This is a genomic window from Polynucleobacter sp. Adler-ghost (assembly GCF_018688495.1).
Classification (GTDB): domain Bacteria; phylum Pseudomonadota; class Gammaproteobacteria; order Burkholderiales; family Burkholderiaceae; genus Polynucleobacter.
In genome coordinates this window covers 819,177-841,602 of record NZ_CP061320.1, presented here as the reverse complement: position 1 = coordinate 841,602, position 22,426 = coordinate 819,177, and the positions used below count along the sequence as shown (strand labels likewise).

Here is a 22,426-nt window from a genome sequence, read left to right as displayed (position 1 = left end):
AGGGCTTGATTCTAGTTAGGTCTGGGTGGGCATCTTGGTAATTCGATAACCACTTCCGCGAACCGTCTCTATGTAGCGATCACAGTCCGAAGGGGATAGGGCTGCCCTTAATCTCTTAATATGTACGTCTACAGTCCGCTCCTCGATATAAACCTCATTTCCCCATACTTTATCGAGCAAATTTGTCCGAGAGTGAACCCTTTCAGGATTAGCCATCAAAAACTGCAATAGGCGATATTCGGTAGGCCCCAAGGAAATGGATTGAGGCTCCATATTAGGCCAAACAGCTGTCACACGATGAGCGAGTGGGTCCATTCTTAATGGGCCGACAGCCAAAGGGCCAGAGTCTTCTATTGGGGTTTGGCGGCGCAAAAGGGCCTTGACACGTGCAACTAACTCTTTGGGTGAGAAAGGTTTGGTTACATAATCATCTGCGCCAGAATCTAAGCCAAGAACCTTATCTGACTCGTCACTCTTAGCAGTCAGCATCAGAATGGGCAAAGAGCGGGTGCGCTCATTGGATCTCAACTCTTTAGCAAATTGAACACCTGATTTACCAGGGAGCATCCAGTCCAAGATTAAAAGAGAAGGTAACTGATCTCGCATCATATTCATAGCAAGATCAGTCTGGAGCGCCCTTTCAACTTCATAGCCTGCATGAGTCAGGTTGATTGCAATCAGCTCAGCAATCGAAGGCTCATCCTCAACAACTAAGATTCGGTGAGTCATCTGGGATTCCGTTGTAATTGGTTACGGTTTATTGGCCTCGCGGACCAAATCCTCATGCGGGATATGACGCACATCAGAGCCTTTGGCAATATAAATAACGAATTCGGCAATATTCTTTGCATGATCGCCAATGCGCTCAATTGCCTTAGCAATAGTCAACATGTCTAGACCTGTTGAAATCGTGTGCGGGTCTTCCATCATGTATGAAATCAGCTTGCGAACAAATCCTCTGAACTCTTCATCAATCTGACGATCTTCCTGCACCACTTCTGCAGCCGCAACGGTATCCAATCTTGCGAAAGCATCTAAGCTACGACGCAAAAGAGAAATTGCCATCTGTCCGGATAAACGAATTTCAGCAACATTAATATTGTGAGTAGCTCCAGCTTCAATTAAGCGCTTGGTTCTCTTGGCAACGCGTTCAGCTTCATCACCGGCACGCTCTAAATTGGTAATCGCCTTTGAAACAGCCATGACGAGACGTAAATCTCGTGCCGTAGGCTGACGACGGGCAATGAGTTCAGTACAAGCTAAGTCAATCTGGATCTCGAGATCATTTACGAGCTTTTCGTTCTGGATGACAACATTACAAGTATCCATATCCATTTGCGTGAAAGCACGCATAGCCGTTGAAATCTGAGACTCAACGAGCCCGCCCATCTCTAGCAAACGACTGGAGAGGGAATTTAAATCTGCGTCAAACTGTGAGGAAAGGTGTCTATCAGGCATGTGTATCTCCAATTAACCAAAACGGCCGGTAATGTAATCTTCTGTTTCTTTACGCTTAGGCTTGATGAAGATTTCATCAGTCTTGCCATATTCGATGAGGCTGCCTAGGTACATATAGGCAGTGTAATCGGATACACGAGCAGCCTGCTGCATGTTATGAGTGACGATAGCAATCGTGTACTCATGCTTAAGTTCATTAATGAGCTCTTCAATCTTACCCGTAGAAATTGGATCTAAGGCAGAAGTTGGTTCATCCAGCAAAATCACAGATGGCTTGACCGCAACCCCGCGAGCAATACATAAACGCTGCTGTTGACCACCAGATAAAGATAAGCCACTTTGATTGAGTTTATCTTTAGCTTCATTCCACAAAGCGGCTTTATTTAAGGCCCACTCAACTCGCTCATCCATCTCAGAGCGAGAAAGCTTTTCATAAAGTCGCACACCAAACGCAATGTTTTCGTAAATGGACATTGGGAATGGGGTTGGCTTTTGGAAAACCATACCAATACGTGAGCGTAGTAGATTTAAATCTTGACCAGACTCTAGGATATTTTGGCCATAAAAGTTAATTTCACCCTCAGCACGTTGACCTGGATACAAGTCATACATGCGGTTTAGAGTGCGTAACAAAGTCGATTTTCCGCAGCCGGATGGTCCGATGAATGCAGTAACCTTGCCCTCTTCGATATCTAAATTGATATCCTTAAGACCTTGAAAAGAGCCGTAAAAGAAATTCAAATTACGTACTTCAAGCGCATTTTTAACTTCTTTGGCTGTTTGCATATTGGTATTGTCGTTCATTCTGTTTCCTTGACTATCGATTGTATTTAAGTCAAACATAGTTTTCATATTGGCCATTAACTTTGCACTTTTTCACGGAAGACAACACGAGCGAGGATGTTTAATCCAAGCACTGCAAATGTGATTAACAAAGCAGCTGCCCAGGCGAGATCAACCCAATTGTCATAAGGACTCATTGCAAACTGGAAAATGACCACTGGTAAATTCGCCATCGGGGCATTCATATTGGTTGTAAAGAATTGATTGTTCAGGGCAGTAAACAGGAGAGGTGCTGTTTCACCGCTCACACGAGCAAGCGCCAACAAGATCCCAGTAATAACACCGCTTTGTGCAGCGCGTAAGGTAATCATGAAAGCCACTTTCCACTTCGGGGTACCTAGGGCATAGGCAGCCTCCCTCAAGCTACCTGGAACTAAGCGCAACATATTCTCTGTGGTACGCACCACTACAGGAATAGCGATCAAGGCTAGTGCAATCGTACCGGCCCAACCAGAGAAATGCCGTACTTGCGCAACCACAATCGCATACACAAACAAACCAATCACAATAGATGGCGCTGATAGCATGATGTCAGTAACGAAGCGGGTTATCGAAGCCACCTTACTTCTATCGCCATATTCAGAGAGATATAAACCAGCAAGAACCCCAATTGGGGTGCTGATCAAAGTACAGCTGGCGACAATCATCAAACTACCAAGAATCGCATTCGCCAAACCGCCGCCCTCAGATCCAGGCGCAGGGGTGCTTTGCGTAAACACATCAAGGTTAATTGAGGAAAACCCCTTGATGAAAAGAATGCTCAAAATCCACAGGAGGAATGCCATACCTACAACCATGGCACCGGTAGAAAGTATTAGGCCAATTTTATTAGCACGCTTACGCTTGGCAAAAATTGCTGGATCAATATTTGAGAGGCCGTTCATGTCTTCAGTCCCTGTTTTTTCTCCATATTCAGGAGCATCCACTTTGCAATAGCTAGCACAATGAATGTAATCATAAAGAGCGCAAGACCTAGGGCAAATAAAGAGGAGTAATGAGGTCCGAGCTCAGCTTCACCAAACTCATTTGCGAGCGTTGATGCAATTGAATTGCCTGGAGCAAATAGCGATGCTGACAAACGATGGGCATTACCAATTACAAATGTCACCGCCATAGTCTCACCAAGTGCCCTGCCTAATCCAAGCATAATCCCACCGATAACACCTGCTTTGGTGTAAGGGAGAACGACATTCTTAACCACCTCCCAAGTGGTACAACCAATACCATAAGCGGACTCTTTTAAAACAGGCGGAACAATTTCAAATACATCACGCATTACTGAGGCGATAAAGGGCAGAATCATCATCGCCAAAATGAGTCCAGCGCACAAGATACCAATGCCATTAAAAGCACCAGAAAATAAAATTCCCAAACCCGGTACTTGTCCGAGGGTGGCGGCTAAAGCTGGCTGAATATAGTCCGCGAATAAAGGAGCAAAAATAAATAAGCCAAACATACCGTAAATAATTGAGGGAACTGCGGCAAGTAATTCAACTGCGGTACCCAAGGGTCTACGAAGTGGACCTGGACATAACTCAGTTAAAAATACGGCGATACCGAAGCTTAATGGCACTGCTATTAACAAAGCAATCAAAGAAGTAACGACGGTGCCATAGATGGCGATCAATCCACCAAACTCTCCATTAACGATATCCCACTCTTTGGTAAAGAAGAAGCCAATACCGAATTTATCTAGTGCCGGCCACGCATTAATGATGAGTGAGATGATGATGCCGATTAATGCAATCAGTACCGATAATGCAAAAAATTGGGTAACTGCATGAAATAGAAAGTCTTGAATACGCTGTAACTTAGCAATACGAAGCGCCTGGGGCGTCGGTGCTGCGTGAGACTGGGTGGATTCAATCATAAATTATGCTTATTTAAATATTGAAACAGCCCCACTTTTGGTGGAGCTGTTATTCAGTAATGATTAAGAAATCTTAATCATTGAACATTACTTAGTAACAACCTTAGCAAATACATTCTTACGGATGAAATCTGTTGTGACATCAGGCATTGGCACGTAATCCAACTCTTCAGCCATCTTCTTGCCATCCTTAAATGCAAAGTCAAAGAACTTAATTACTTCAGCAGCATTAGATTTGTTTTCTGGGTTCTTGTACAAGAGAATAAAAGATGCACCAGTGATTGGCCATGATTTAGCACCAGCAGCATTGGTAATGAATGTACCCATACCTGGAATCTTGGACCAATCTGTACCAGCCGCTGCAGCAGAAAAAGTGATGTCATCAGGTTGAACAAATTGACCATCTTTGTTCTTCATAGAAACACTAGTCATTTTATTTTTCTTGGCATACGCATACTCAACATATCCGATTGCGCCTTTGACACGAGAAACGTTTGCTGCAACACCCTCATTGCCCTTACCGCCAACCGATGAGGCAGCAGGCCATTTCACTGCAGCACCTTCACCAACTGCATCTTTCCAATTCTGGCTAACTTTTGCCAAGTAATTTGTAAAAATTGCAGTAGTTCCTGAACCATCCGCGCGATGAACAACAGTAATTGGCAAGTCAGGCATCTTCATGCCAGGGTTATTCAGCACAATGCGCTTGTCATTCCAGTTAGTGATAACACCCTGGAAAATATCAGACAAGGTATCCGGTGATAACTTGAGCTCGTATGGCTTAACGCCTTCTACGTTAATAACAGGAACTACGCCACCAATAATGGCTGGAAACTGAACCATGCCATCTTTTTCTAAATCTTCGAACTTCACTGGGTTGTCGGTTGCACCGAAATCAACTGTCTTTGCTTTGATTTGCTTAATACCACCGGAAGAGCCGATAGATTGGTAGTTCAGGTTAGAACCGGTTTTTGCTTTATAGGCTTCGGCCCATTTAGCATAAATTGGATATGGGAATGTTGCGCCAGCGCCAGTCATATCAGCTGCAAATGCAACTGGAGCAAATGAAATCGCGCTAATCACTAACGCTTTTTTCAAAAATGAGTTCATGTGAATCGTTCCTCAGATAAATTACGCAACATTGCGATATGAGGACGATACGATGTATGTATGACTCTTTTGTGACAAGTGTTCTAATTAAAATTAATTCAATTAAATCAATTACTTATGATTTTGGTATTAGATCGGCAATGCCCTTAGCCGCGCTCATGGCCACGTTGCCATCTTGAGCCTCAACCATGACCCGCAGGACGGGTTCTGTGCCTGAGGCGCGGATAAGTACCCTTCCCGTGCCCTTGAGATCAGTCTCCACCTGACTAATCTTGGATTTGAGGGTGCTATCAGTCTTCCAGTCGTAGCCGGCCTTGAACTTCATATTCAGAAGCACTTGAGGGAAGATGTTTACTGAATCTAGGAGTTGGGCTAAGCTCTTTTTAGCCTGACTCATCGCTGCCAATACCTGCAATGCGGCAATCGTCCCATCACCGGTTGAATGTTGATCTAAACAAAGCAGATGGCCTGAGCCTTCACCGCCAATAATCCAGCCTTTTTGCTTGAGTAACTCCAGGACATAACGATCGCCTACATTAGCGCGCTCAAATCCAATTCCAAGACCTTTTATCGCGTTCTCTACCGCTAAGTTAGTCATTAAGGTGCCCACTACTCCACCAATGACTTGGCCCCGCTCAATGCGGTCTTTTGCCAGAACGTATAGAAGCTCGTCGCCATTAAACAATCGGCCAGAAGCATCGACCATTTGCAAACGATCGGCATCACCATCCAAAGCAATACCGAGATCAGCTTTAGTTTCTTTAACTTTAGCAATTAATGCTGCAGGGGCTGTAGCGCCAAAGCCATCATTAATGTTGCGGCCATCGGGCTGAACACCAATAGAGATGACTTCTGCACCCAACTCATGAAAGACATGGGGAGCGATATGATACGCAGCGCCATGAGCACAATCTACAACCAACTTCATACCCTTGAGATTAAGTTCTCCAGGAAAAGTAGATTTACAGAATTCAATATAGCGACCGGCAGCATCATCGATACGAAATGCTTTGCCTAATTCTTTTGAACTGACACAACCCATCGGTTTAGCGAGCTCAGCTTCAATAGACAGTTCAAACTCATCGCTTAACTTACCGCCTTCTGCTGAGAAGAATTTAATACCGTTATCTTGATAAGCATTGTGTGAAGCTGAGATCACTACACCTGCAGATAAACGCAATGCTTTAGTAAGGTAAGCAACGCCAGGAGTTGGCATTGGGCCACACAACATCACATCAACACCTGCGGCAGCAAAGCCTGCCTCTAAAGCAGCTTCTAATAGGTAACCTGAAACACGCGTATCTTTTCCAATCAAAATCTTGCAGCGCTCACCAGGCTTTGCTTGGCTACTCAGGACCTTACCTGCAGCATAACCAAGGCGCGTGATGAACTCCGGAACAATCGGAAATTGCCCTACTTCACCGCGAATGCCATCAGTACCAAAGTATTGTTTTTTCATGGGCTTGATTATAAAACTTGTGGCTATTTAACTAATCAGCTTACTACTGAATAGCTTCCCAGAGCTTCAAGGCGTCGACCGTCTCCTGAACATCATGGACACGGATGATGCGAGCACCCCGATCGGCAGCCAGAATGGCGGCTGCCACACTAGGTGCTACACGGTCATTGGTATCGCGACCTGTTAATTTGCCCAGCATGGATTTACGAGACATCCCTGCCAATACCGGGTAAGCCAATTGCGAGAATTGATCAAAATCTGCCAGCATCTTGAGGTTGTGCTCCAGACTTTTACCAAAGCCAAAGCCAGGGTCAACGGCGATGCGGTTTTGAGCCACACCTTTCTCTTGTAGTAACTGTGCGCGCTCTTGTAAAAACTGTTTCACTTCTACGATGACATCTTGATATTCAGGATCAAATTGCATGGTTTGTGGATCACGCTGCATGTGCATTAGGATAAGGCCGCACTGCTTGTTTGGATAACGCTCATCGCTCTCAATGATGACCTCTACTGCACCCGCTTGCCGTAGAGCCCAGATGTCATTGACACAATCAACTCCAGCATGAAGCGCCTGACGCATGGTTTCTGCTTTATAGGTATCAATTGACAAGGCGACGCCACAATCTTTTAAAGCCTCAATCACCGGCAAGACGCGATCCAATTCTTCTTGCAAAGAGACTGGCTCGGCGCCTGGACGAGTGGACTCACCACCGATATCAATGATGTCTGCACCATGAGCAATCATGCGCTCTGCTTGAGCAATAGCATCACCTGGAGTTCTGAACTTGCCACCATCTGAGAAGGAATCTGGCGTGGCATTCAGAATACCCATCACTAGTGGGCGCTGACGTTTACTAAAGTCAAAAAGAAAACGCCCGCAACACCATGTTGCGGGCAGAGTTTGCTTGCTCACCTTACTAAGCAGTAGCTGGGGCGGCACCGGCAGCAGGACCCGGCGTACCAGCAGAGTTACCAAACTGGGTTGCTGGTGGTGGCTTTGGAGCGCGCGGTGGGCGACCTTCCATGATGTCGGTAATCTGCTCAGCATCAATGGTTTCCCATTCAAGCAAAGCAGTCACCATGGCTTCAACCTTGTCACGGTTTTGCTCTAGGATCGATCTTGCTAATGCGTACTGGCTATCAACCAGAGCACGAATCTCTGCATCTACCTTCTGCTGAGTTAACTCTGAAACTGTCTTAGAGCTATTGCGCCCAAAAATACTTTCAGACTCGGTATCTACATAGACCATCGTACCTAAGCTATCACTCATGCCATAACGGGTGACCATGTCACGAGCCATTTTGGTGGCACGCTCAAAGTCATTTGAAGCACCTGTACTCATGGAGTGTAGGAACACTTCTTCAGCAGCGCGACCGCCAAACAAAATAGCCAACTCTTCCAACATGCGATCTTTGTATAAGTTCACACGATCAAACTCAGGCAATTGCCAAGTCACACCCAAGGCCATGCCACGCGGCATGATGGTGACTTTATGTACTGGATCTGCTTTAGGCAATATCTTGGCAACTACAGCATGGCCAGACTCGTGATACGCCGTGTTACGACGCTCTTCTTCACGCATGACTGCTGACTTGCGCTCAGGACCCATATAGATCTTGTCTTTTGCATCTTCAAAGTCTTTCATATCGACGGCACGCTTATTACGACGTGCTGCAAACAATGCAGACTCATTGACTAAGTTTGCTAAATCTGCGCCCGAGAAACCAGGAGTGCCACGCGCCAATACGGCTGCGTCCACATCTGGATCAATTGGAACTTTGCGCATGTGCACTTGCAAAATTTGCTCACGACCACGAATGTCTGGCAAGCCAACGTGCACTTGACGATCAAAACGTCCTGGACGCAATAAGGCTTTATCTAACACATCGGAACGGTTAGTCGCAGCAACAACGATGACACCACTATTACTTTCAAAACCGTCCATCTCTACCAGCATTTGGTTCAGAGTTTGTTCGCGCTCATCATTGCCGCCGCCCATACCGGCACCACGGTGACGACCAACGGCATCGATCTCATCAATAAAGATGATGCAAGGAGAATTTTTCTTAGCGTTCTCAAACATGTCGCGCACGCGTGAGGCACCAACACCAACAAACATCTCCACGAAGTCTGATCCAGAGATGGAGAAGAATGGAACTTTTGCCTCGCCTGCAATCGCACGCGCCAACAAAGTCTTACCAGTACCTGGGGGACCTACAAGCAATATGCCATGCGGAATACGACCACCGAGCTTTTGAAACTTTTGCGGATCCTTGAGGAAGTCCACAATCTCAAAGACTTCTTCTTTTGCTTCATCGCAACCAGCAACATCAGCAAAAGTAACAGTATTACTATTCTCATCAATCAAGCGTGCTTTGGATTTGCCGAAAGAGAATGCGCCACCCTTACCGCCACCTTGCATCTGACGCATCATGAAGAACCAGAAACCAATAATCAATAAAGTAGGTCCAAGGTAATACAAAGCAGAAACCAACATATTCGGTTCGTCATCTGCTTTACCGGTGACCTGGACACCAAACTTCATTAAGTCGCCAACCATCCAAATATCTCCCGGGGAGATGATGGAATATTTGTTGCCGTCATTTGGAGTCACTTGCAAGGTGCGACCTTGCACATCCACTCGCTTAACTTTGCCTGCTTTGGCATCGTCCATGAATTGAGAATACGTGACTTGATTCTGATCTTTAGGCTTGTCGAACTGTTTAAAAACAGTGAACAAGACCAAACCCACAATGAGCCACACACCGATTTTTTGCAACATATTGCTATTCAAAAGGAGACCTTTGCCGGATTAATCCGGGAGTTAAAGCGGATTGCCATACCTAAGTATTTGATTCTACTACTAGGCTTTTTCAATAGCGAAGAGCTAATTTATTTTATAAACCCCTTTTTTTGGGGGGTTATTTGGGTACTTTAAGGTCTCGGCCGAGCAAAAAGATTTCTGAAGACTTGGCTCTAGAGGCTTTTGGCTTTCTGGAAGCTACTGTTTTAAAGACCTTTTTAAAGGATTCCACAATCTGGCTATAGCCACTGCCGTTAAAGCACTTAATTAATAGAGCCCCGTCAGACTTCAGGTGCTGAACTGAAAAATCTAAGGCAATTTCAGCCAAAAAGGCCATTCGGGCCGCGTCAGCCACCCCCACCCCGGATAAATTGGGAGCCATGTCGGACATCACAAAATCGACTTTTCCATCCGCATTCGCCGGTAAAAGTGCCTCTAAGGCCTTTAAACCCTCATCTTCGCGGAAATCCCCCTGAATAAAGGAAACGTCTGCAATGTCCTCCATCGGCAGAATATCGATTGCAATAATGATTCCATCTGGTTTGCCGGATTCAATGTTCGGATTATTTTTACCGAGCTCAGTCAGGCGATTCCGGGCGTACTGAGACCAGCTCCCTGGAGCACTTCCTAAATCCACAATTGTCATGCCTGCTTTGATGAGTCGATCCTGCTCATCTATTTCGCTCAGCTTATAGACGGCTCGTGCGCGATAACCCTCTTTTTGAGCCATCTTCACGTAGGGATCATTTAGGTGATCCTGCAACCAACTTTTATTAAATTTATTCTTTGCCACAACTTACCCACTTTCGCCTTCCATTTTCCTTGTTTATGCTCTACAAGGCAAAAGGAATCGACTGGAAACATCTTGATATTGACTCAAATCAGGCCGAAAGCCCTGTTTTACAAGCACCAATGCTCTATCATCGAGCCCATGACTGCACTTACTATTACCCCCGCACAACGTAAATCCCTTAAAGCCGACGCTCATGGGCTTAGCCCAGTTGTCATGATTGGCGGCGATGGCCTTACCCCTGCGGTGATTAAGGAGGCTAAATCAGCCATTTCTCATCACGGCTTGATTAAAGTTCGTGTTTTTGGCGATGATCGTGAAGCACGCATCGCTATCTATGAAGAGCTCTGCGACAAACTGGGCGCCGCACCCGTTCAGCACATTGGAAAATTACTAGTGATCTGGAAGCCGATTGATATCGTCGATGCAGCACTGGTCAATTTGGGTAGATCTAGCAAGCAAACGAAAAAGACATTACAAGCACCCCGCACTAAGCGTCAGCCAAATCGCGTGGTAGCGAAAGCTGGTGTTCGCACCAGCACCTCCGAGAGATCAGATCGACGCTCAGCAGCTAGCAAATCACCCTTTGAAAGAGCGGCTGCGGTCAAAAGCGCTGCCCCCAAGAAACGGGTTCTACGCGCCGATGCCGCTGAATCAAAAATTGGTTGGTCATCACCGGGTTACCGCAAGGCAGTTGCAGCGCCCGCCCCCATTAAGAAACGCAAGGTCCGCATGAGCAGCACCAAGAAGAAATCATTGGGCTCTTGATCTTCAGAGGATTAAAACTGCTGTAGTTAAAAACGTCGCTAGTCGGCGTTTTTTATTGCCTGCTTTTTGACTTACTTTTTGACTTACTTTTTGAATTACTCTTTGGCCTATCTCTTAGTCAGTCGCCAAACTAAGAAGACTCCTAAAATACTCTGCAGCATAAACAGCATGCTGGACACGCCATGCAGCCTTCCGAACACAGTGGCTGAGGGAGAAAGCATGACCGGCATACCTTGCATGAGGGCATCATCTCTCAAGGCGTTCATCCAGGGGATCAAAATAAAGCTAGCTGCGATTGCACAAAGTAGCATTGCCAATAAGAGCCAGCGAATGAACTTGAATTGATTGAGGCCACGATTCACTAGGAGATTGGCTAGAACCATCAAGCCAATGCAGACAATCAAGCTAAGATAGGCTTCTAATTTAAAGATGCTACCAGCTACCATGCCAGCAGCCTGTCGATCGGTCATCGTGCTGAAGATAGCCGGAGCAACCAGATAACCTACCGCAAGTATGCTGCCAACCCAAAGGCCTGCAATCAGAATAAACAGTCTTTGAGCCGCCAGATGATTCGGGGTCTCTACAGTCTGCATATGAACTTTTGCAATGTATTAGATGTAGCGAACCGCAAGAATCTCTACTTCGCGATTACCGCCAGGAGCTTGAACCGCAACCACATCACCCTCTTCTTTGCTAATTAAGGCACGCGCAATCGGTGAGCTGATAGAGATCTTATTCAGGGCAATATCAGCCTCATCATCACCCACAATTTGATAGGTGAGCTTGGTACCATCTTCTAAGTCCTCAAGATCTACCGTAGCACCAAATACTACGCGGCCGTTCACATCCAAAGTAGCCGGATCAATGATTTGCGCTGCAGATAACTTGCCTTCAAGCTCCTGAATGCGTCCTTCAATAAAACCTTGCTTCTCTTTAGCAGCGTCATACTCAGCATTCTCAGAAAGGTCACCTTGTGCACGCGCTTCAGAGATTGCATTAATCACAGAAGGACGCTCTACATGCTTTAAGCGGTGTAACTCTTCTTTGAGTAACTCTGCGCCACGCTTGGTAATGGGAATTGTGTTCATGCTTCTTACCTCATTTAATTTAATTGAGAGTCTTGTGTAGATTTTGCAATGAATACACCTCAAGCGACCCTTTGTTACCGTTTTGTGAGGTCATCAAACCATCCATGACTGCACGTGCTGCACTAATCGTAGTGTAGTAAGTCACGTTGTTGGCTTGAGCGCTCGTACGAATGGAGCGTGAATCCGCAATTGCAGTACGTGTCTCATCAACCGTAGTAAATACTAGGGAGATCTCGCCATTCTTGATCAAGTCAACAATGTGTGGACGACCATCCTTCACCTTATTGACTACGCGTACGGGTAAGCCAGCCGCCTCAATAGCTGCGGCAGTACCTTTAGTAGCCACCATTGGGAATCCCAATTGATGTAACAGTTTAGCCACCTCAACTGCTTTAGGTTTGTCGCTATCTTTAACAGTCAAGAGCACAGTACCACTCTTAGGCAATTTAATCCCTGCGCCCAATTGGGATTTAAACAAGGCTTCACCAAAAGTTTTACCAACACCCATCACCTCGCCAGTAGAGCGCATCTCTGGCCCTAGGATCGGATCAATACCTGGAAACTTATTGAATGGGAACACGGCTTCTTTTACCGAGTAGTAAGCTGGCTTGACTTCATTCAGAATGCCCTGCTGCTCTAGAGTTTGACCCACCATACAGCGAGCTGCAATCTTGGCTAACTGCAAACCGGTTGCTTTGGATACGAACGGAACAGTACGAGAAGCTCGCGGGTTTACCTCGAGTACATAGATGACATCTTTACCATCGACGTGCTGTATCGCAAACTGCACATTCATCAAACCAACCACGTTGAGACCTTTGGCCATGGCCGCGGTTTGACGTTTGATTTCTGTAATCGTCTCGTCCGATAAGGAATATGGTGGTAAGGAACAGGCTGAGTCACCCGAGTGAACACCGGCTTGCTCAATGTGCTCCATCACGCCACCAATAAATACATGCTGACCATCACTAATGCAGTCCACATCACACTCAATCGCATCGTTCAGGAAGCGATCTAGCAATACTGGTGAATCATGCGAAACCTTGACCGCTTCACGCATATAACGCTCAAGATCACGACCGTCATGAACGATCTCCATTGCACGACCACCCAATACGTAGGAAGGACGCACTACCAATGGGTAACCAATTTCTTCAGCCAGCTTCAGAGCCTCATCTTCCGCACGGGCGGTACGGTTAGGTGGCTGTCGCAAGCTCAACTCATGCAATAACTTCTGGAAGCGTTCACGATCTTCTGCCGCATCAATCATGTCTGGTGACGTACCAATAATTGGTACGCCATTCGCTTCGAGATCCAAAGCCAGCTTCAACGGAGTCTGACCACCATACTGAACGATGACGCCTTTTGGCTTTTCAATTGCTACGATCTCTAGAACATCTTCTAGTGTCAATGGCTCAAAATACAAACGATCAGAAGTATCGTAGTCAGTAGAAACTGTTTCTGGATTGCAGTTCACCATGATGGTTTCATAACCATCTTCGCGCATTGCTAAGGCTGCGTGAACGCAGCAGTAGTCAAACTCAATACCTTGACCAATACGGTTTGGACCGCCGCCCAAAACCATAATCTTATCTTTAGTGCTTGGCTGAGATTCGCACTCGCCATGCTCTGCTTCATAGGTGGAATACAAATAAGCTGTATTGGTAGAAAACTCAGCGGCGCAGGTATCCACTCGCTTGTAGACTGGAACCACTTTGAGGCGGTGACGTGCTGCACGAACGGAAGCAGCATCTACTCCAAGCAATTTCGCCAAGCGACGATCTGAGAAACCTTTTTGCTTAATGAAACGCAACTCAGGAGCTGACAAGCTGTCGAGCTTGCGCTGCTTGAGCTCAGTCTCCATGGTGATGAGTTCTTCGATTTGCTCCAAGAACCAAGGATCTACCTTAGTCTCGTTGTAAACCTCATCCAAGCCCATGCCCATACGGAAAGCGTCCGCCAAATACCAAATACGATCTGGACCTGGCTCGCCGATCTCCTGAATGATGTCATCCAAATCTGTGGAAACTTCATCCAAGCCATCAACACCAACCTCTAAACCGCGCAATGCTTTTTGAAATGACTCTTGGAATGTACGACCAATGGCCATCACCTCACCGACCGATTTCATCTGTGTGGTTAAACGAGAATCTGCTTGTGGAAATTTCTCAAAGGCAAAACGAGGAATCTTCGTGACTACGTAATCGATTGATGGCTCAAAGGATGCTGGAGTTGCGCCACCGGTGATGTCATTCTTCAACTCATCTAAGGTATAGCCCACTGCTAGCTTCGCAGCAATCTTGGCAATCGGAAAACCAGTTGCTTTTGAAGCCAAGGCAGATGATCGTGAAACACGTGGGTTCATTTCAATGACGATCATGCGACCATCGACTGGATTAATCGAGAACTGCACGTTTGAACCACCAGTATCCACACCAATCTCACGCAAGACCGCAATCGAGGCATTACGCAGAATTTGATACTCTTTATCCGTCAAGGTTTGTGCGGGGGCAACCGTGATCGAGTCACCAGTATGCACACCCATCGGATCTAAGTTTTCAATTGAGCAAACGATGATGCAATTATCTGCACGGTCACGGACCACTTCCATCTCGAACTCTTTCCAACCTAAGAGAGACTCTTCAATCAAGAGCTCACGGGTGGGCGATAAATCTAAGCCGCGCTTACAAATCTCTTCAAATTCTTCACGGTTATAAGCGATGCCACCGCCTGATCCACCCATAGTGAACGAAGGTCGAATGACTACTGGGAAACCCAAGCTACCAGTTTCTTTCTGAATACGTTGTTGCACTTCATGCGCCTCATCCATGGAGTGCGCAATACCAGACTTTGCAGAACCCAGACCAATTTTGGTCATCGCATCTTTAAACTTTTGACGGTCTTCCGCTTTATCAATCGCCTCTGGTGAAGCGCCAATCAATTCGCAACCGTATTTCTCGAGGACGCCATGGCGATGTAAATCGAGTGCGCAGTTCAAGGCAGTTTGACCGCCCATGGTTGGCAAAATAGCGTCGGGTTTCTCAGTGGCAATAATGCGCTCCACTACTTCCCAAGTAATCGGTTCGATGTAAGTTACATCTGCCATCTCGGGGTCTGTCATGATGGTGGCAGGATTACTATTTACCAGAATGACTTTGTAGCCCTCGTCACGCAACGCTTTACAAGCTTGCGCACCAGAATAGTCAAACTCACAAGCTTGTCCAATCACAATTGGACCGGCACCAATAATCAGAATGCTATGAATGTCGCTACGCTTAGGCATTATTTGCCCCCCTTATTACCAACAGCGGCAGCATTCATGAGCTCCACAAAACGATCAAATAAATAGGCAATATCGTGAGGGCCTGGTGAGGCCTCAGGATGCCCTTGGAAACACAAAGCAGGCTTATCTTTCCAAGCCAAACCTTGCAGTGATCCATCAAATAAAGACACGTGCGTAACGCGAATGTTGTCAGGCAAAGTTTTCGCATCTACTGCAAAACCATGATTCTGAGAGGTAATCGCGACGCGCCCAGTATCCAAATCTTTTACCGGGTGATTCGCACCATGGTGACCAAATTTCATCTTCAAGGTTTTAGCACCTGCAGCTAAGCCCATAATTTGGTGACCCAGGCAAATACCGAAAGTCGGAACGCCCTTCTCAATAATTTCTTTTGCAGCAGCAATCGCGTAATCACAAGGACCGGGATCTCCGGGGCCGTTTGATAAGAACACGCCATCGGGATTCATTGCCAACACTTCGGCGGCACTAGTTTGCGCGGGAACAATGGTTAGCTCACAGCCACGCTCGGTCAACATGCGCAAAATATTACGCTTCACACCAAAGTCATAGGCAACCACTTTTTTGATTGGCTTACCAGTATTTAAAGATCGATAAGCGGGTTTGCCGTCAGGTCCGTGCAGATCCCACTCAGCCTCACGCCATTGGTATGGAGTTTTTGTGGTCACGACTTTAGCAAGGTCTAAACCAGCCATGCCTGGGAAGGCTTTTGCGAGCTCCAAGGCTTTCTTACCCAGGGCCGCTACGTCATCGCCCATCTTGCCAGCAACAATCGCGCCAGACTGAGCACCCTTATCACGCAGAATGCGAGTGAGCTTACGCGTATCGATACCAGAGATGCCTACTACCCCTGCTTTTTTGAGGTAGCTATCCAGACTTTCTTCAGAACGGAAATTCGAAACACGCTTAGAGAGGTCTTTTACAACCAAGCCAGCCGCATGAATCTGATCCGACTCAGCGTCTTGAGCGTTTACCCCAACGTTGCCGATGTGCGGGTATGTCAAGGTGACAATTTGGCGTGAGTAGCTAGGATCAGTGATGATCTCTTGATAGCCAGTCAGTGCGGTATTGAAAACAACTTCGCCGGTAGTTTCGCCAGGAGCGCCAATACTAAGACCAGGAAATATAGTGCCGTCGGCTAAAGCCAACACGGCGGGAGGAAAAGAAGGAAGCAAGGGTGACAAACCATCTCCAGTCCCTGCTCCATCCGACGCTCAACACCCCAAAAAGACCAACCCAGGACTGTTTGTGCGGGAGGTGAGTGTCTTTAAGCGCTAGGGTAATTTATTAAGTTTTGAACCCTTGAATCATACCAGTTTTGCGTATAAACCCTTGGATTCCCAGCCAATGAGGCTTGCAAGGTAATAAGCCCCTCAGTCACCAGACTGAGGGGCTTATTTTGATGCTGCCAAGCTGGATTTAAGACTTTGCGCTTTGTTCGATGATGGTCTTAATTTGAGCTAAAACGGTTTGATCTTCCATAGTGCTGATATCACCGGGATCGCGCCCTTCAGCTACAGCCTGGAGAGCACGGCGGACGATCTTGCCTGAACGGGTCTTGGGCAAAGCCGTAACCACATAAACGCGACCAGGACGAGCAATTGCACCTAATGTGGTGTCGACGGTTTTCATGCACTCTGCTTCTAAAGTAGCTGTATTAGAGGCATCCTTTGGAATCACAAAAGCGATCGCAGCTTGGCCCTTGAGTTTGTCCTCAATTCCCACTACTGCTACTTCAGAGATATTCGGATGGCTAGAAATACTCTCCTCGATCTCACGAGTGCCCAGTCGATGACCAGCAACGTTAATTACATCATCGGTCCTCCCCAAAATAAAGAAGTAACCGTCTTTGTCTTTGATACCCCAATCAAAGGTGGAGTAAATGGTCTTACCGGGAATAGTTTCCCAATAAGTACTGACAAAACGCTTGTCATCACCCCAAACCGTTTGCATGCAACCAGGAGGCAAAGGACCTTCAATCGCAATAACGCCTTTTTGATCTGGACCCAACTCTTCCGAAGTCGCATCATCCAATAACTTCATGTTGTAACCAAATGAAGGGACACCAGGGGAGCCAAACTTATGCGGCATCACTTCTACGCCACGCTGAATTGCCAACATCGGCCAACCCGTTTCTGTCTGCCAATAGTTATCCACAATCGGCTTTTTGATCGCATCATGGATCCAAGTTGCCGTTGGCTCATCCAGAGGCTCGCCTGCTAAGAACAAAGCACGCAAGCTCGAGAGATCATATTTAGTTAAGAAGGCAGGATCTTGTTTTTTGAGAACACGAACTGCAGTTGGCGCAGAGAACATGACTGAAACTTTGTACTTCTCAACCAACTCCCACCAAATACCTGCATCAGGACGCAAGGGCGTGCCTTCATAAAGAATAGTTGCCATACCGTTTAGCAAGGGTGCATAAATGATGTAGCTATGACCCACTACCCAACCAATATCTGAGGTGCAGAACATGGTCTCGCCAGGATTACCGCAGAAGATGTGCTTCATGGTGGAAGCCAAGGCGACTGCGTAACCACCGGTGTCACGTTGTACGCCCTTAGGTTTACCAGTAGTGCCAGAGGTATACAAAATATATGAAGTGTGGGTTGCATCCACCCACTCAATCGGCACTAAATCATTGAGGTGCTTTTGGCGCTCAGTTGCGTAGTCCAAGTCACGACCGGCCACTGCAGTGAACTCAGTCAGGCCACGATTCACGATCAGGACTTTTTCAGGCTTGTAGCTCGCGAGCTTGATTGCCTCATCGAGCAAGGGCTTATAAGGAACTGCTTTACCGCCACGTGCCCCCGCTTCTGCAGTCACAATCATTTTCGGTTTGGCATCGTCGATACGTGATGCCAAGCTATGGGATGCAAAGCCACCAAAGACCACAGAGTGAATTGCACCAATGCGTGTACAAGCGAGCATTGCGAAACAGGCCTCAGCAATCATCGGCATGTAAATCAATACACGATCACCCTTTTGAACGCCGTTGGCTTTATAGATGGCCGCAATGCGATTGACCTCTTCGTACAACTCCTGAAATGTGTATGCTTTTTCTAAATTCGTTTCTGTTGAAACAGCGACTAGAGCGATCTGCTCAGCACGATCTTTGAGGTGACGATCAACTGCGTTATAGCAAAGATTGGTTAAGCCACCCTCAAACCATTTAGCAAACGGAGGATTTGCGTAATCCAGAACTTTATTGAATGGTTTTTCCCAATGAATGAGTTTTGCCTGCTCTCCCCAGAATCCATCTGGATCTTTAATGGAGCGTTCGTGTTCTGATTTATAGGACATGGTCAACCTAAATAAGTAAATTAAAGTATCTGGACTTACTGAATCTTGCTGGCCCCTTTGCTAGCCGAAGTCTTGGGGGTCGAGCTACTTGCATTCGAAGATACATTTTTCGCAGATTTTGCAAGTCCTGTCGATGCGGATTTATGCTGAGTTGCAGCATTATTCGCAGCAGAATTACCCTTAGAAGTGCCTTTTCCAGACTTTGCCACTGCGCACTTAGCCCCTTTTGCACAATTTTTAGGCGCTGACTTATCCAAACTGAGGCTGCCATTTTCGGCTAATGCCACTGAGATATCACCAGGACGCTGACTCGTTTTAGGTATAAGAACCGTTGAACCCGCCCTAATTCTCATACTTTTGGGAATGCCATTGACTGCTCTTAAGGTGTCGGCATCAACACCAAGCGTTTTTGCGGCTTGCTCAACTGATTCTGTCTTGGTCACTTGCACTGCCGTCCAAGAAGATAGTGGCTTGGTGTATTTCTTCAAGTTTTCCTGGAAGACCTCAGCATGTCCAAACGGTAGCAAGATTTGCTGATTAGCATTACTCAAGATGACCGGCTTCTTAAACGAGGGGTTCAGACTATGAAACTCGTCCTCTGGAATTTCACTCAATTTAATGACTAAGGCAACGTCGATATCTGACCCGACATCTACGGCAACGAAATACGGATGGTTTTCTAGATCTGGCAGAACAATCCCGTAGGCTTTCGGATCCAAAACAATCTGCCGGTAGGCCATTAACTTCGGAACATAGTTGCGAGTCTCATTGGGCATCTTAAGACTCAGGTAATCGGTTGGAAGTCCTGCAGCAAGATTGCGTTTCTGGGCTTTGGAGACATTGCCCGCGCCCCAGTTATAAGCGGCTAAAGCGAGATCCCAGCTACCAAACTGCTTATGTAAACGTTGCAAGTAATCCAATGCTGCATCAGTAGACTGCAAGACATCCCTGCGCTCATCCCGAAAGACGTTTTGCGTTAATTGAAAATCTTTACCAGTTGCAGGCATAAATTGCCACAAGCCCATAGCCTTTGCACTAGATTTGGCGTTAGTCACAAATGCGCTCTCGACAAACGGGAGCAAGGCAATCTCTGTGGGCATTTTGCGTGCATTTACCTCTTGCACGATATAAAACAGGTAGCGTGATGACCGAGCCATTGAGCGATGCACATAGTCTGGGCGTGCACTAAGCCAACGTACTTGTTCGATCTCCAGCGGTGTATTCATGGGCTCCATCTCGAAGCCATCCCGAATCCGAATCCAGAGGTTGCTTGATGGTGCGTACAGATCACTAACGGATTGATTTTTTAGGTTTACACGCTTTGCATTAGAAGCGCGGGGATCCTGACGTGTCGGTACATCAGAGGACCAATCTCCAGTACTGGCACAACCTGTGAATAGCGTAATCAGCAATATCGCCGCATAGCGCCACAACATCAGAACCGATCCTTCCATGCCCGAATTACCGCCAAGACATGTGCGGGTGTTGGGAGAGATTTTTCACCCGAGACCTCGAGGGCAGCATCAATCACAGCCTGTTGATCACAGCGCATGAATGGATTCACTTGCAGTTCTTGCCCGATAGTTGTTGGTAATGTTGGCAGGTGTTGATCGCGCAGAGCTTTAGCAGTTTCCGCCCAAGTAATCAGGTTGGCGTTATTCGGCTCAACTGCCAGTGCAAAGCGAATATTGGATAAGGTGTATTCATGGGTGCAATACACCAGCGTGTTTTTAGGCAAAGCAATAAACTTCGCGAGAGACTGGCTCATCTGTGTTGGAGTGCCTTCAAATAAACGACCGCAGCCAGATGCAAATAAGGTATCACCACAGAACAGCATAGGCTCAACTACATTGGCCTGCATGTTTGCAAAGTAGGCAATATGACTCAAAGTATGGCCAGGCACTTCGTAAACCTCAAGACTAATCCGTGGCGCAGCGACTTCTAACTTGTCGCCTTCCATCAAGGCATGGGTACGACCCGGAATATCAATCGCGGCAGGGCCATAAACCGGGATATTCGAGCCAAGGGTATTGAGTAAAGTCAGAATGCCGCCAGTATGGTCTGCATGGTGATGGGTAATTAAAATACCAGTCAGGGTCAGCTGATGTTGCTCAAGATATTGCAGTACGGGGGCAGCATCACCTGGATCAACGATCAAAGCAGACTGGCCATCATGGATACACCAGAGGTAATTGTCATCAAAAGCCGGTATCGGCCAAACTTGCAATAAAGTATTCTTCACCATAGACCGATGATACCAACCCCACCCGCCCCCTCTCAGATGCCTGCACCACCATGGAGTTCATGGGAAAAATGGCTGCAATCGCCCCCTGGGCGCTATGTGCTTGCCTGGGAGCAAAAATGCTTTAATCAAATCGTGGCGGATGTCTTTGGTTTTTATGCCGTACAAATTGGTTTGCCGCAAATCAATACCTTGGCAGAAAACCGCATGCCCTTGCACGCGCTACTGATTAACACTCATGATCGCCAAAAGCAGGCTGGCCAGTTTAATTGGCATCAGATTGAGGGCAATGCCAATGAACTGCCCTTTGCCTCTGAATCCATTGATTTGCTGGTATTGCCCCATGTCTTGGAATTTGCTGCTGATCCCCATCAAATTTTGCGAGAAGCCGAGCGCGTCCTTCGCCCAGAGGGCCGCTTGATTATTTCTGGATTTAATCCGGCTAGTCTTTGGGGTATGCGTCAATATCTTAGTAGATTGATCGGCGCCCCCTATTTACCGAGAGATGGTCAATTTATTAGCCTTCTTAGAATTAAAGACTGGCTGCAGCTTCTGAATTTCTCACTAGATAGAGGTCATTTTGGCTGCTATAAACTCCCCTTGAGTGGCGAGTCAGGCATGGCCAGAATGGATTTTATGGAGCCAGCTGGTAACCGCTGGTGGCCTATTTTTGGGGCTGTTTTCTTAGTTTCCGCCATCAAGCGCCAGCAAGGCATCCGCCTCATCGGACAAGTCCAGGGTCTGCGCATCCCAGCAATCACTCAATTGAACCCTGTCGCTGAAAGTCGCCAGCAATTGGTCAAAGAGCAAGACCGAGTAAATTAACGGCATGCCTCACACCAAACCCCTTCCTCATATTGTCATTTATACCGATGGTGCCTGCAAAGGCAATCCCGGCCCCGGCGGTTGGGGTGCTGTCCTGCGCTCTGGCGGCCATGAGAAGCACCTTCATGGTGGTGCCGAACATACCACTAACAATCGGATGGAAATTAGCGCCGTCATTCATGCGCTGCGAGCCCTGAAGCAAACTAGCTCGGTAGAACTTTGGACCGACTCTCAGTACGTACAAAAGGGTGTCACTGAGTGGCTGGAGGGTTGGAAAAAGAGGGGTTGGAAGACCGCCAGCAAAGATCCCGTTAAAAATGCTGATTTATGGCAAGAATTAGATACCCTCATTCCCGACCATCAGATCACCTGGCATTGGGTTCGTGGCCATAACGGCCACCCTGGGAATGAGCTGGCAGACCTCTTGGCAAACAAGGGTGTAGAAGAATTTCTCCCTTAATTTGGATCAATGCCCTGCAGCCCGATTCTTACGGTCTTATGAGAAAATGAATGAATTCAGAGTCGATCAAGAATTGACCGCCTAACCCATATAAAACCAAGAAAA

At 46.9% G+C, this 22,426-nt stretch carries 20 protein-coding genes; 3 read left to right on the top strand and 17 right to left on the bottom strand.

Features of this window, described 5'->3' with window-relative positions:
• Positions 1–15 precede the first annotated feature (15 nt).
• From phoB to ICV89_RS04345, 10 genes are all read right to left on the bottom strand, one after another.
• Entirely contained in the window at positions 16–729 is a 714-nt protein-coding gene (phoB, locus tag ICV89_RS04390) for a phosphate regulon transcriptional regulator PhoB (RefSeq protein WP_215310024.1), read from the bottom strand.
• A gap of 21 nt (positions 730–750) precedes the next feature.
• Positions 751–1,458, bottom strand: coding sequence for a phosphate signaling complex protein PhoU (phoU, locus tag ICV89_RS04385; RefSeq protein ID WP_215310023.1), 708 nt, complete (start codon positions 1,456–1,458; stop codon positions 751–753).
• A 12-nt stretch (positions 1,459–1,470) separates the two neighbouring features.
• Positions 1,471–2,262 carry a phosphate ABC transporter ATP-binding protein PstB gene (gene pstB / locus ICV89_RS04380; RefSeq protein ID WP_215310021.1) on the bottom strand — a complete coding sequence of 264 codons (792 nt, stop codon included), beginning with the start codon at positions 2,260–2,262 and terminating at the stop codon, positions 1,471–1,473.
• A 56-nt stretch (positions 2,263–2,318) separates the two neighbouring features.
• Complete coding sequence (gene pstA, locus ICV89_RS04375) at positions 2,319–3,185, bottom strand: phosphate ABC transporter permease PstA (RefSeq protein ID WP_215310019.1); 867 nt, start codon at positions 3,183–3,185, stop codon at positions 2,319–2,321.
• Positions 3,182–4,171, bottom strand: a complete 990-nt coding sequence (gene pstC / locus ICV89_RS04370) for a phosphate ABC transporter permease subunit PstC (RefSeq protein WP_215310018.1) — start codon at positions 4,169–4,171, stop codon at positions 3,182–3,184. The genes pstA and pstC overlap by 4 nt, the downstream gene beginning before the upstream one ends.
• Positions 4,172–4,258: 87 nt before the next feature.
• Positions 4,259–5,281, bottom strand: a complete 1,023-nt coding sequence (gene pstS / locus ICV89_RS04365) for a phosphate ABC transporter substrate-binding protein PstS (RefSeq protein WP_215310016.1) — start codon at positions 5,279–5,281, stop codon at positions 4,259–4,261.
• Between the two features lie 115 nt (positions 5,282–5,396).
• On the bottom strand, positions 5,397–6,740 hold the full coding sequence (gene glmM / locus ICV89_RS04360) for a phosphoglucosamine mutase (protein ID WP_215310014.1): 1,344 nt from the start codon (positions 6,738–6,740) through the stop codon (positions 5,397–5,399).
• A gap of 43 nt (positions 6,741–6,783) precedes the next feature.
• The gene (folP, locus tag ICV89_RS04355) at positions 6,784–7,653 is read right to left on the bottom strand and encodes a dihydropteroate synthase (RefSeq protein ID WP_371817878.1); all 870 of its coding nucleotides are present in this window, start codon (positions 7,651–7,653) and stop codon (positions 6,784–6,786) included.
• A gap of 4 nt (positions 7,654–7,657) precedes the next feature.
• The gene (gene ftsH / locus ICV89_RS04350; RefSeq protein ID WP_215310012.1) at positions 7,658–9,535 is read right to left on the bottom strand and encodes an ATP-dependent zinc metalloprotease FtsH; all 1,878 of its coding nucleotides are present in this window, start codon (positions 9,533–9,535) and stop codon (positions 7,658–7,660) included.
• Positions 9,536–9,662: 127 nt separating this feature from the next.
• Positions 9,663–10,337 (bottom strand): RlmE family RNA methyltransferase, encoded by a 675-nt coding sequence (locus ICV89_RS04345; protein WP_215310010.1) that lies wholly within the window; start codon positions 10,335–10,337, stop codon positions 9,663–9,665.
• Between the two features lie 138 nt (positions 10,338–10,475).
• Here ICV89_RS04345 and ICV89_RS04340 point away from each other — a divergent pair, with 138 nt between their 5' ends.
• Entirely contained in the window at positions 10,476–11,102 is a 627-nt protein-coding gene (locus ICV89_RS04340; protein WP_215310008.1) for a YhbY family RNA-binding protein, read from the top strand.
• Positions 11,103–11,209: 107 nt separating this feature from the next.
• Here ICV89_RS04340 and ICV89_RS04335 read toward each other — a convergent pair whose 3' ends face one another.
• The 7 genes from ICV89_RS04335 to gloB form a co-directional block, all read right to left on the bottom strand.
• Positions 11,210–11,695: a DUF4149 domain-containing protein gene (locus ICV89_RS04335; RefSeq protein WP_215310007.1), complete on the bottom strand. Its 486-nt coding sequence runs from the start codon at positions 11,693–11,695 to the stop codon at positions 11,210–11,212.
• 18 nt (positions 11,696–11,713) lie between these two features.
• Positions 11,714–12,190, bottom strand: coding sequence for a transcription elongation factor GreA (greA, locus tag ICV89_RS04330; RefSeq protein ID WP_215310005.1), 477 nt, complete (start codon positions 12,188–12,190; stop codon positions 11,714–11,716).
• A gap of 19 nt (positions 12,191–12,209) precedes the next feature.
• Complete coding sequence (carB, locus tag ICV89_RS04325) at positions 12,210–15,473, bottom strand: carbamoyl-phosphate synthase large subunit (protein WP_215310003.1); 3,264 nt, start codon at positions 15,471–15,473, stop codon at positions 12,210–12,212.
• Positions 15,473–16,666: a glutamine-hydrolyzing carbamoyl-phosphate synthase small subunit gene (gene carA, locus ICV89_RS04320; protein WP_215310316.1), complete on the bottom strand. Its 1,194-nt coding sequence runs from the start codon at positions 16,664–16,666 to the stop codon at positions 15,473–15,475. Before carA ends, carB begins: the two co-directional genes overlap by 1 nt.
• Before the next feature lie 244 nt (positions 16,667–16,910).
• Positions 16,911–18,794, bottom strand: coding sequence for a propionate--CoA ligase (locus tag ICV89_RS04315; RefSeq protein WP_215310001.1), 1,884 nt, complete (start codon positions 18,792–18,794; stop codon positions 16,911–16,913).
• Between the two features lie 35 nt (positions 18,795–18,829).
• On the bottom strand, positions 18,830–20,248 hold the full coding sequence (locus tag ICV89_RS04310; RefSeq protein WP_251370911.1) for a transglycosylase SLT domain-containing protein: 1,419 nt from the start codon (positions 20,246–20,248) through the stop codon (positions 18,830–18,832).
• On the bottom strand, positions 20,230–21,039 hold the full coding sequence (gene gloB / locus ICV89_RS04305; protein WP_215309999.1) for a hydroxyacylglutathione hydrolase: 810 nt from the start codon (positions 21,037–21,039) through the stop codon (positions 20,230–20,232). Before gloB ends, ICV89_RS04310 begins: the two co-directional genes overlap by 19 nt.
• Positions 21,040–21,075: 36 nt before the next feature.
• Between gloB and ICV89_RS04300 the strand changes: the two genes are divergently transcribed.
• Positions 21,076–21,861, top strand: a complete 786-nt coding sequence (locus ICV89_RS04300) for a class I SAM-dependent methyltransferase (RefSeq protein WP_251370910.1) — start codon at positions 21,076–21,078, stop codon at positions 21,859–21,861.
• Between the two features lie 4 nt (positions 21,862–21,865).
• Positions 21,866–22,321: a ribonuclease HI gene (gene rnhA, locus ICV89_RS04295; protein WP_215309995.1), complete on the top strand. Its 456-nt coding sequence runs from the start codon at positions 21,866–21,868 to the stop codon at positions 22,319–22,321.
• Positions 22,322–22,426: the final 105 nt, after the last annotated feature.

Bases quoted from the DNA above. Each gene is read 5' to 3' on its own strand.
- phoB (WP_215310024.1), bottom strand. From the start codon at position 729: ATGACTCACCGAATCTTAGTTGTTGAGGATGAGCCTTCGATTGCTGAG.
- phoU (WP_215310023.1), bottom strand. From the start codon at position 1,458: ATGCCTGATAGACACCTTTCCTCACAGTTTGACGCAGATTTAAATTCC.
- pstB (WP_215310021.1), bottom strand. From the start codon at position 2,262: ATGAACGACAATACCAATATGCAAACAGCCAAAGAAGTTAAAAATGCG.
- pstA (WP_215310019.1), bottom strand. From the start codon at position 3,185: ATGAACGGCCTCTCAAATATTGATCCAGCAATTTTTGCCAAGCGTAAG.
- pstC (WP_215310018.1), bottom strand. From the start codon at position 4,171: ATGATTGAATCCACCCAGTCTCACGCAGCACCGACGCCCCAGGCGCTT.
- pstS (WP_215310016.1), bottom strand. From the start codon at position 5,281: ATGAACTCATTTTTGAAAAAAGCGTTAGTGATTAGCGCGATTTCATTT.
- glmM (WP_215310014.1), bottom strand. From the start codon at position 6,740: ATGAAAAAACAATACTTTGGTACTGATGGCATTCGCGGTGAAGTAGGG.
- ICV89_RS04340 (WP_215310008.1), top strand. From the start codon at position 10,476: ATGACTGCACTTACTATTACCCCCGCACAACGTAAATCCCTTAAAGCC.
- ICV89_RS04335 (WP_215310007.1), bottom strand. From the start codon at position 11,695: ATGCAGACTGTAGAGACCCCGAATCATCTGGCGGCTCAAAGACTGTTT.
- greA (WP_215310005.1), bottom strand. From the start codon at position 12,190: ATGAACACAATTCCCATTACCAAGCGTGGCGCAGAGTTACTCAAAGAA.
- carB (WP_215310003.1), bottom strand. From the start codon at position 15,473: ATGCCTAAGCGTAGCGACATTCATAGCATTCTGATTATTGGTGCCGGT.
- ICV89_RS04315 (WP_215310001.1), bottom strand. From the start codon at position 18,794: ATGTCCTATAAATCAGAACACGAACGCTCCATTAAAGATCCAGATGGA.
- ICV89_RS04310 (WP_251370911.1), bottom strand. From the start codon at position 20,248: ATGGAAGGATCGGTTCTGATGTTGTGGCGCTATGCGGCGATATTGCTG.
- gloB (WP_215309999.1), bottom strand. From the start codon at position 21,039: ATGGTGAAGAATACTTTATTGCAAGTTTGGCCGATACCGGCTTTTGAT.
- ICV89_RS04300 (WP_251370910.1), top strand. From the start codon at position 21,076: ATGCCTGCACCACCATGGAGTTCATGGGAAAAATGGCTGCAATCGCCC.
- rnhA (WP_215309995.1), top strand. From the start codon at position 21,866: ATGCCTCACACCAAACCCCTTCCTCATATTGTCATTTATACCGATGGT.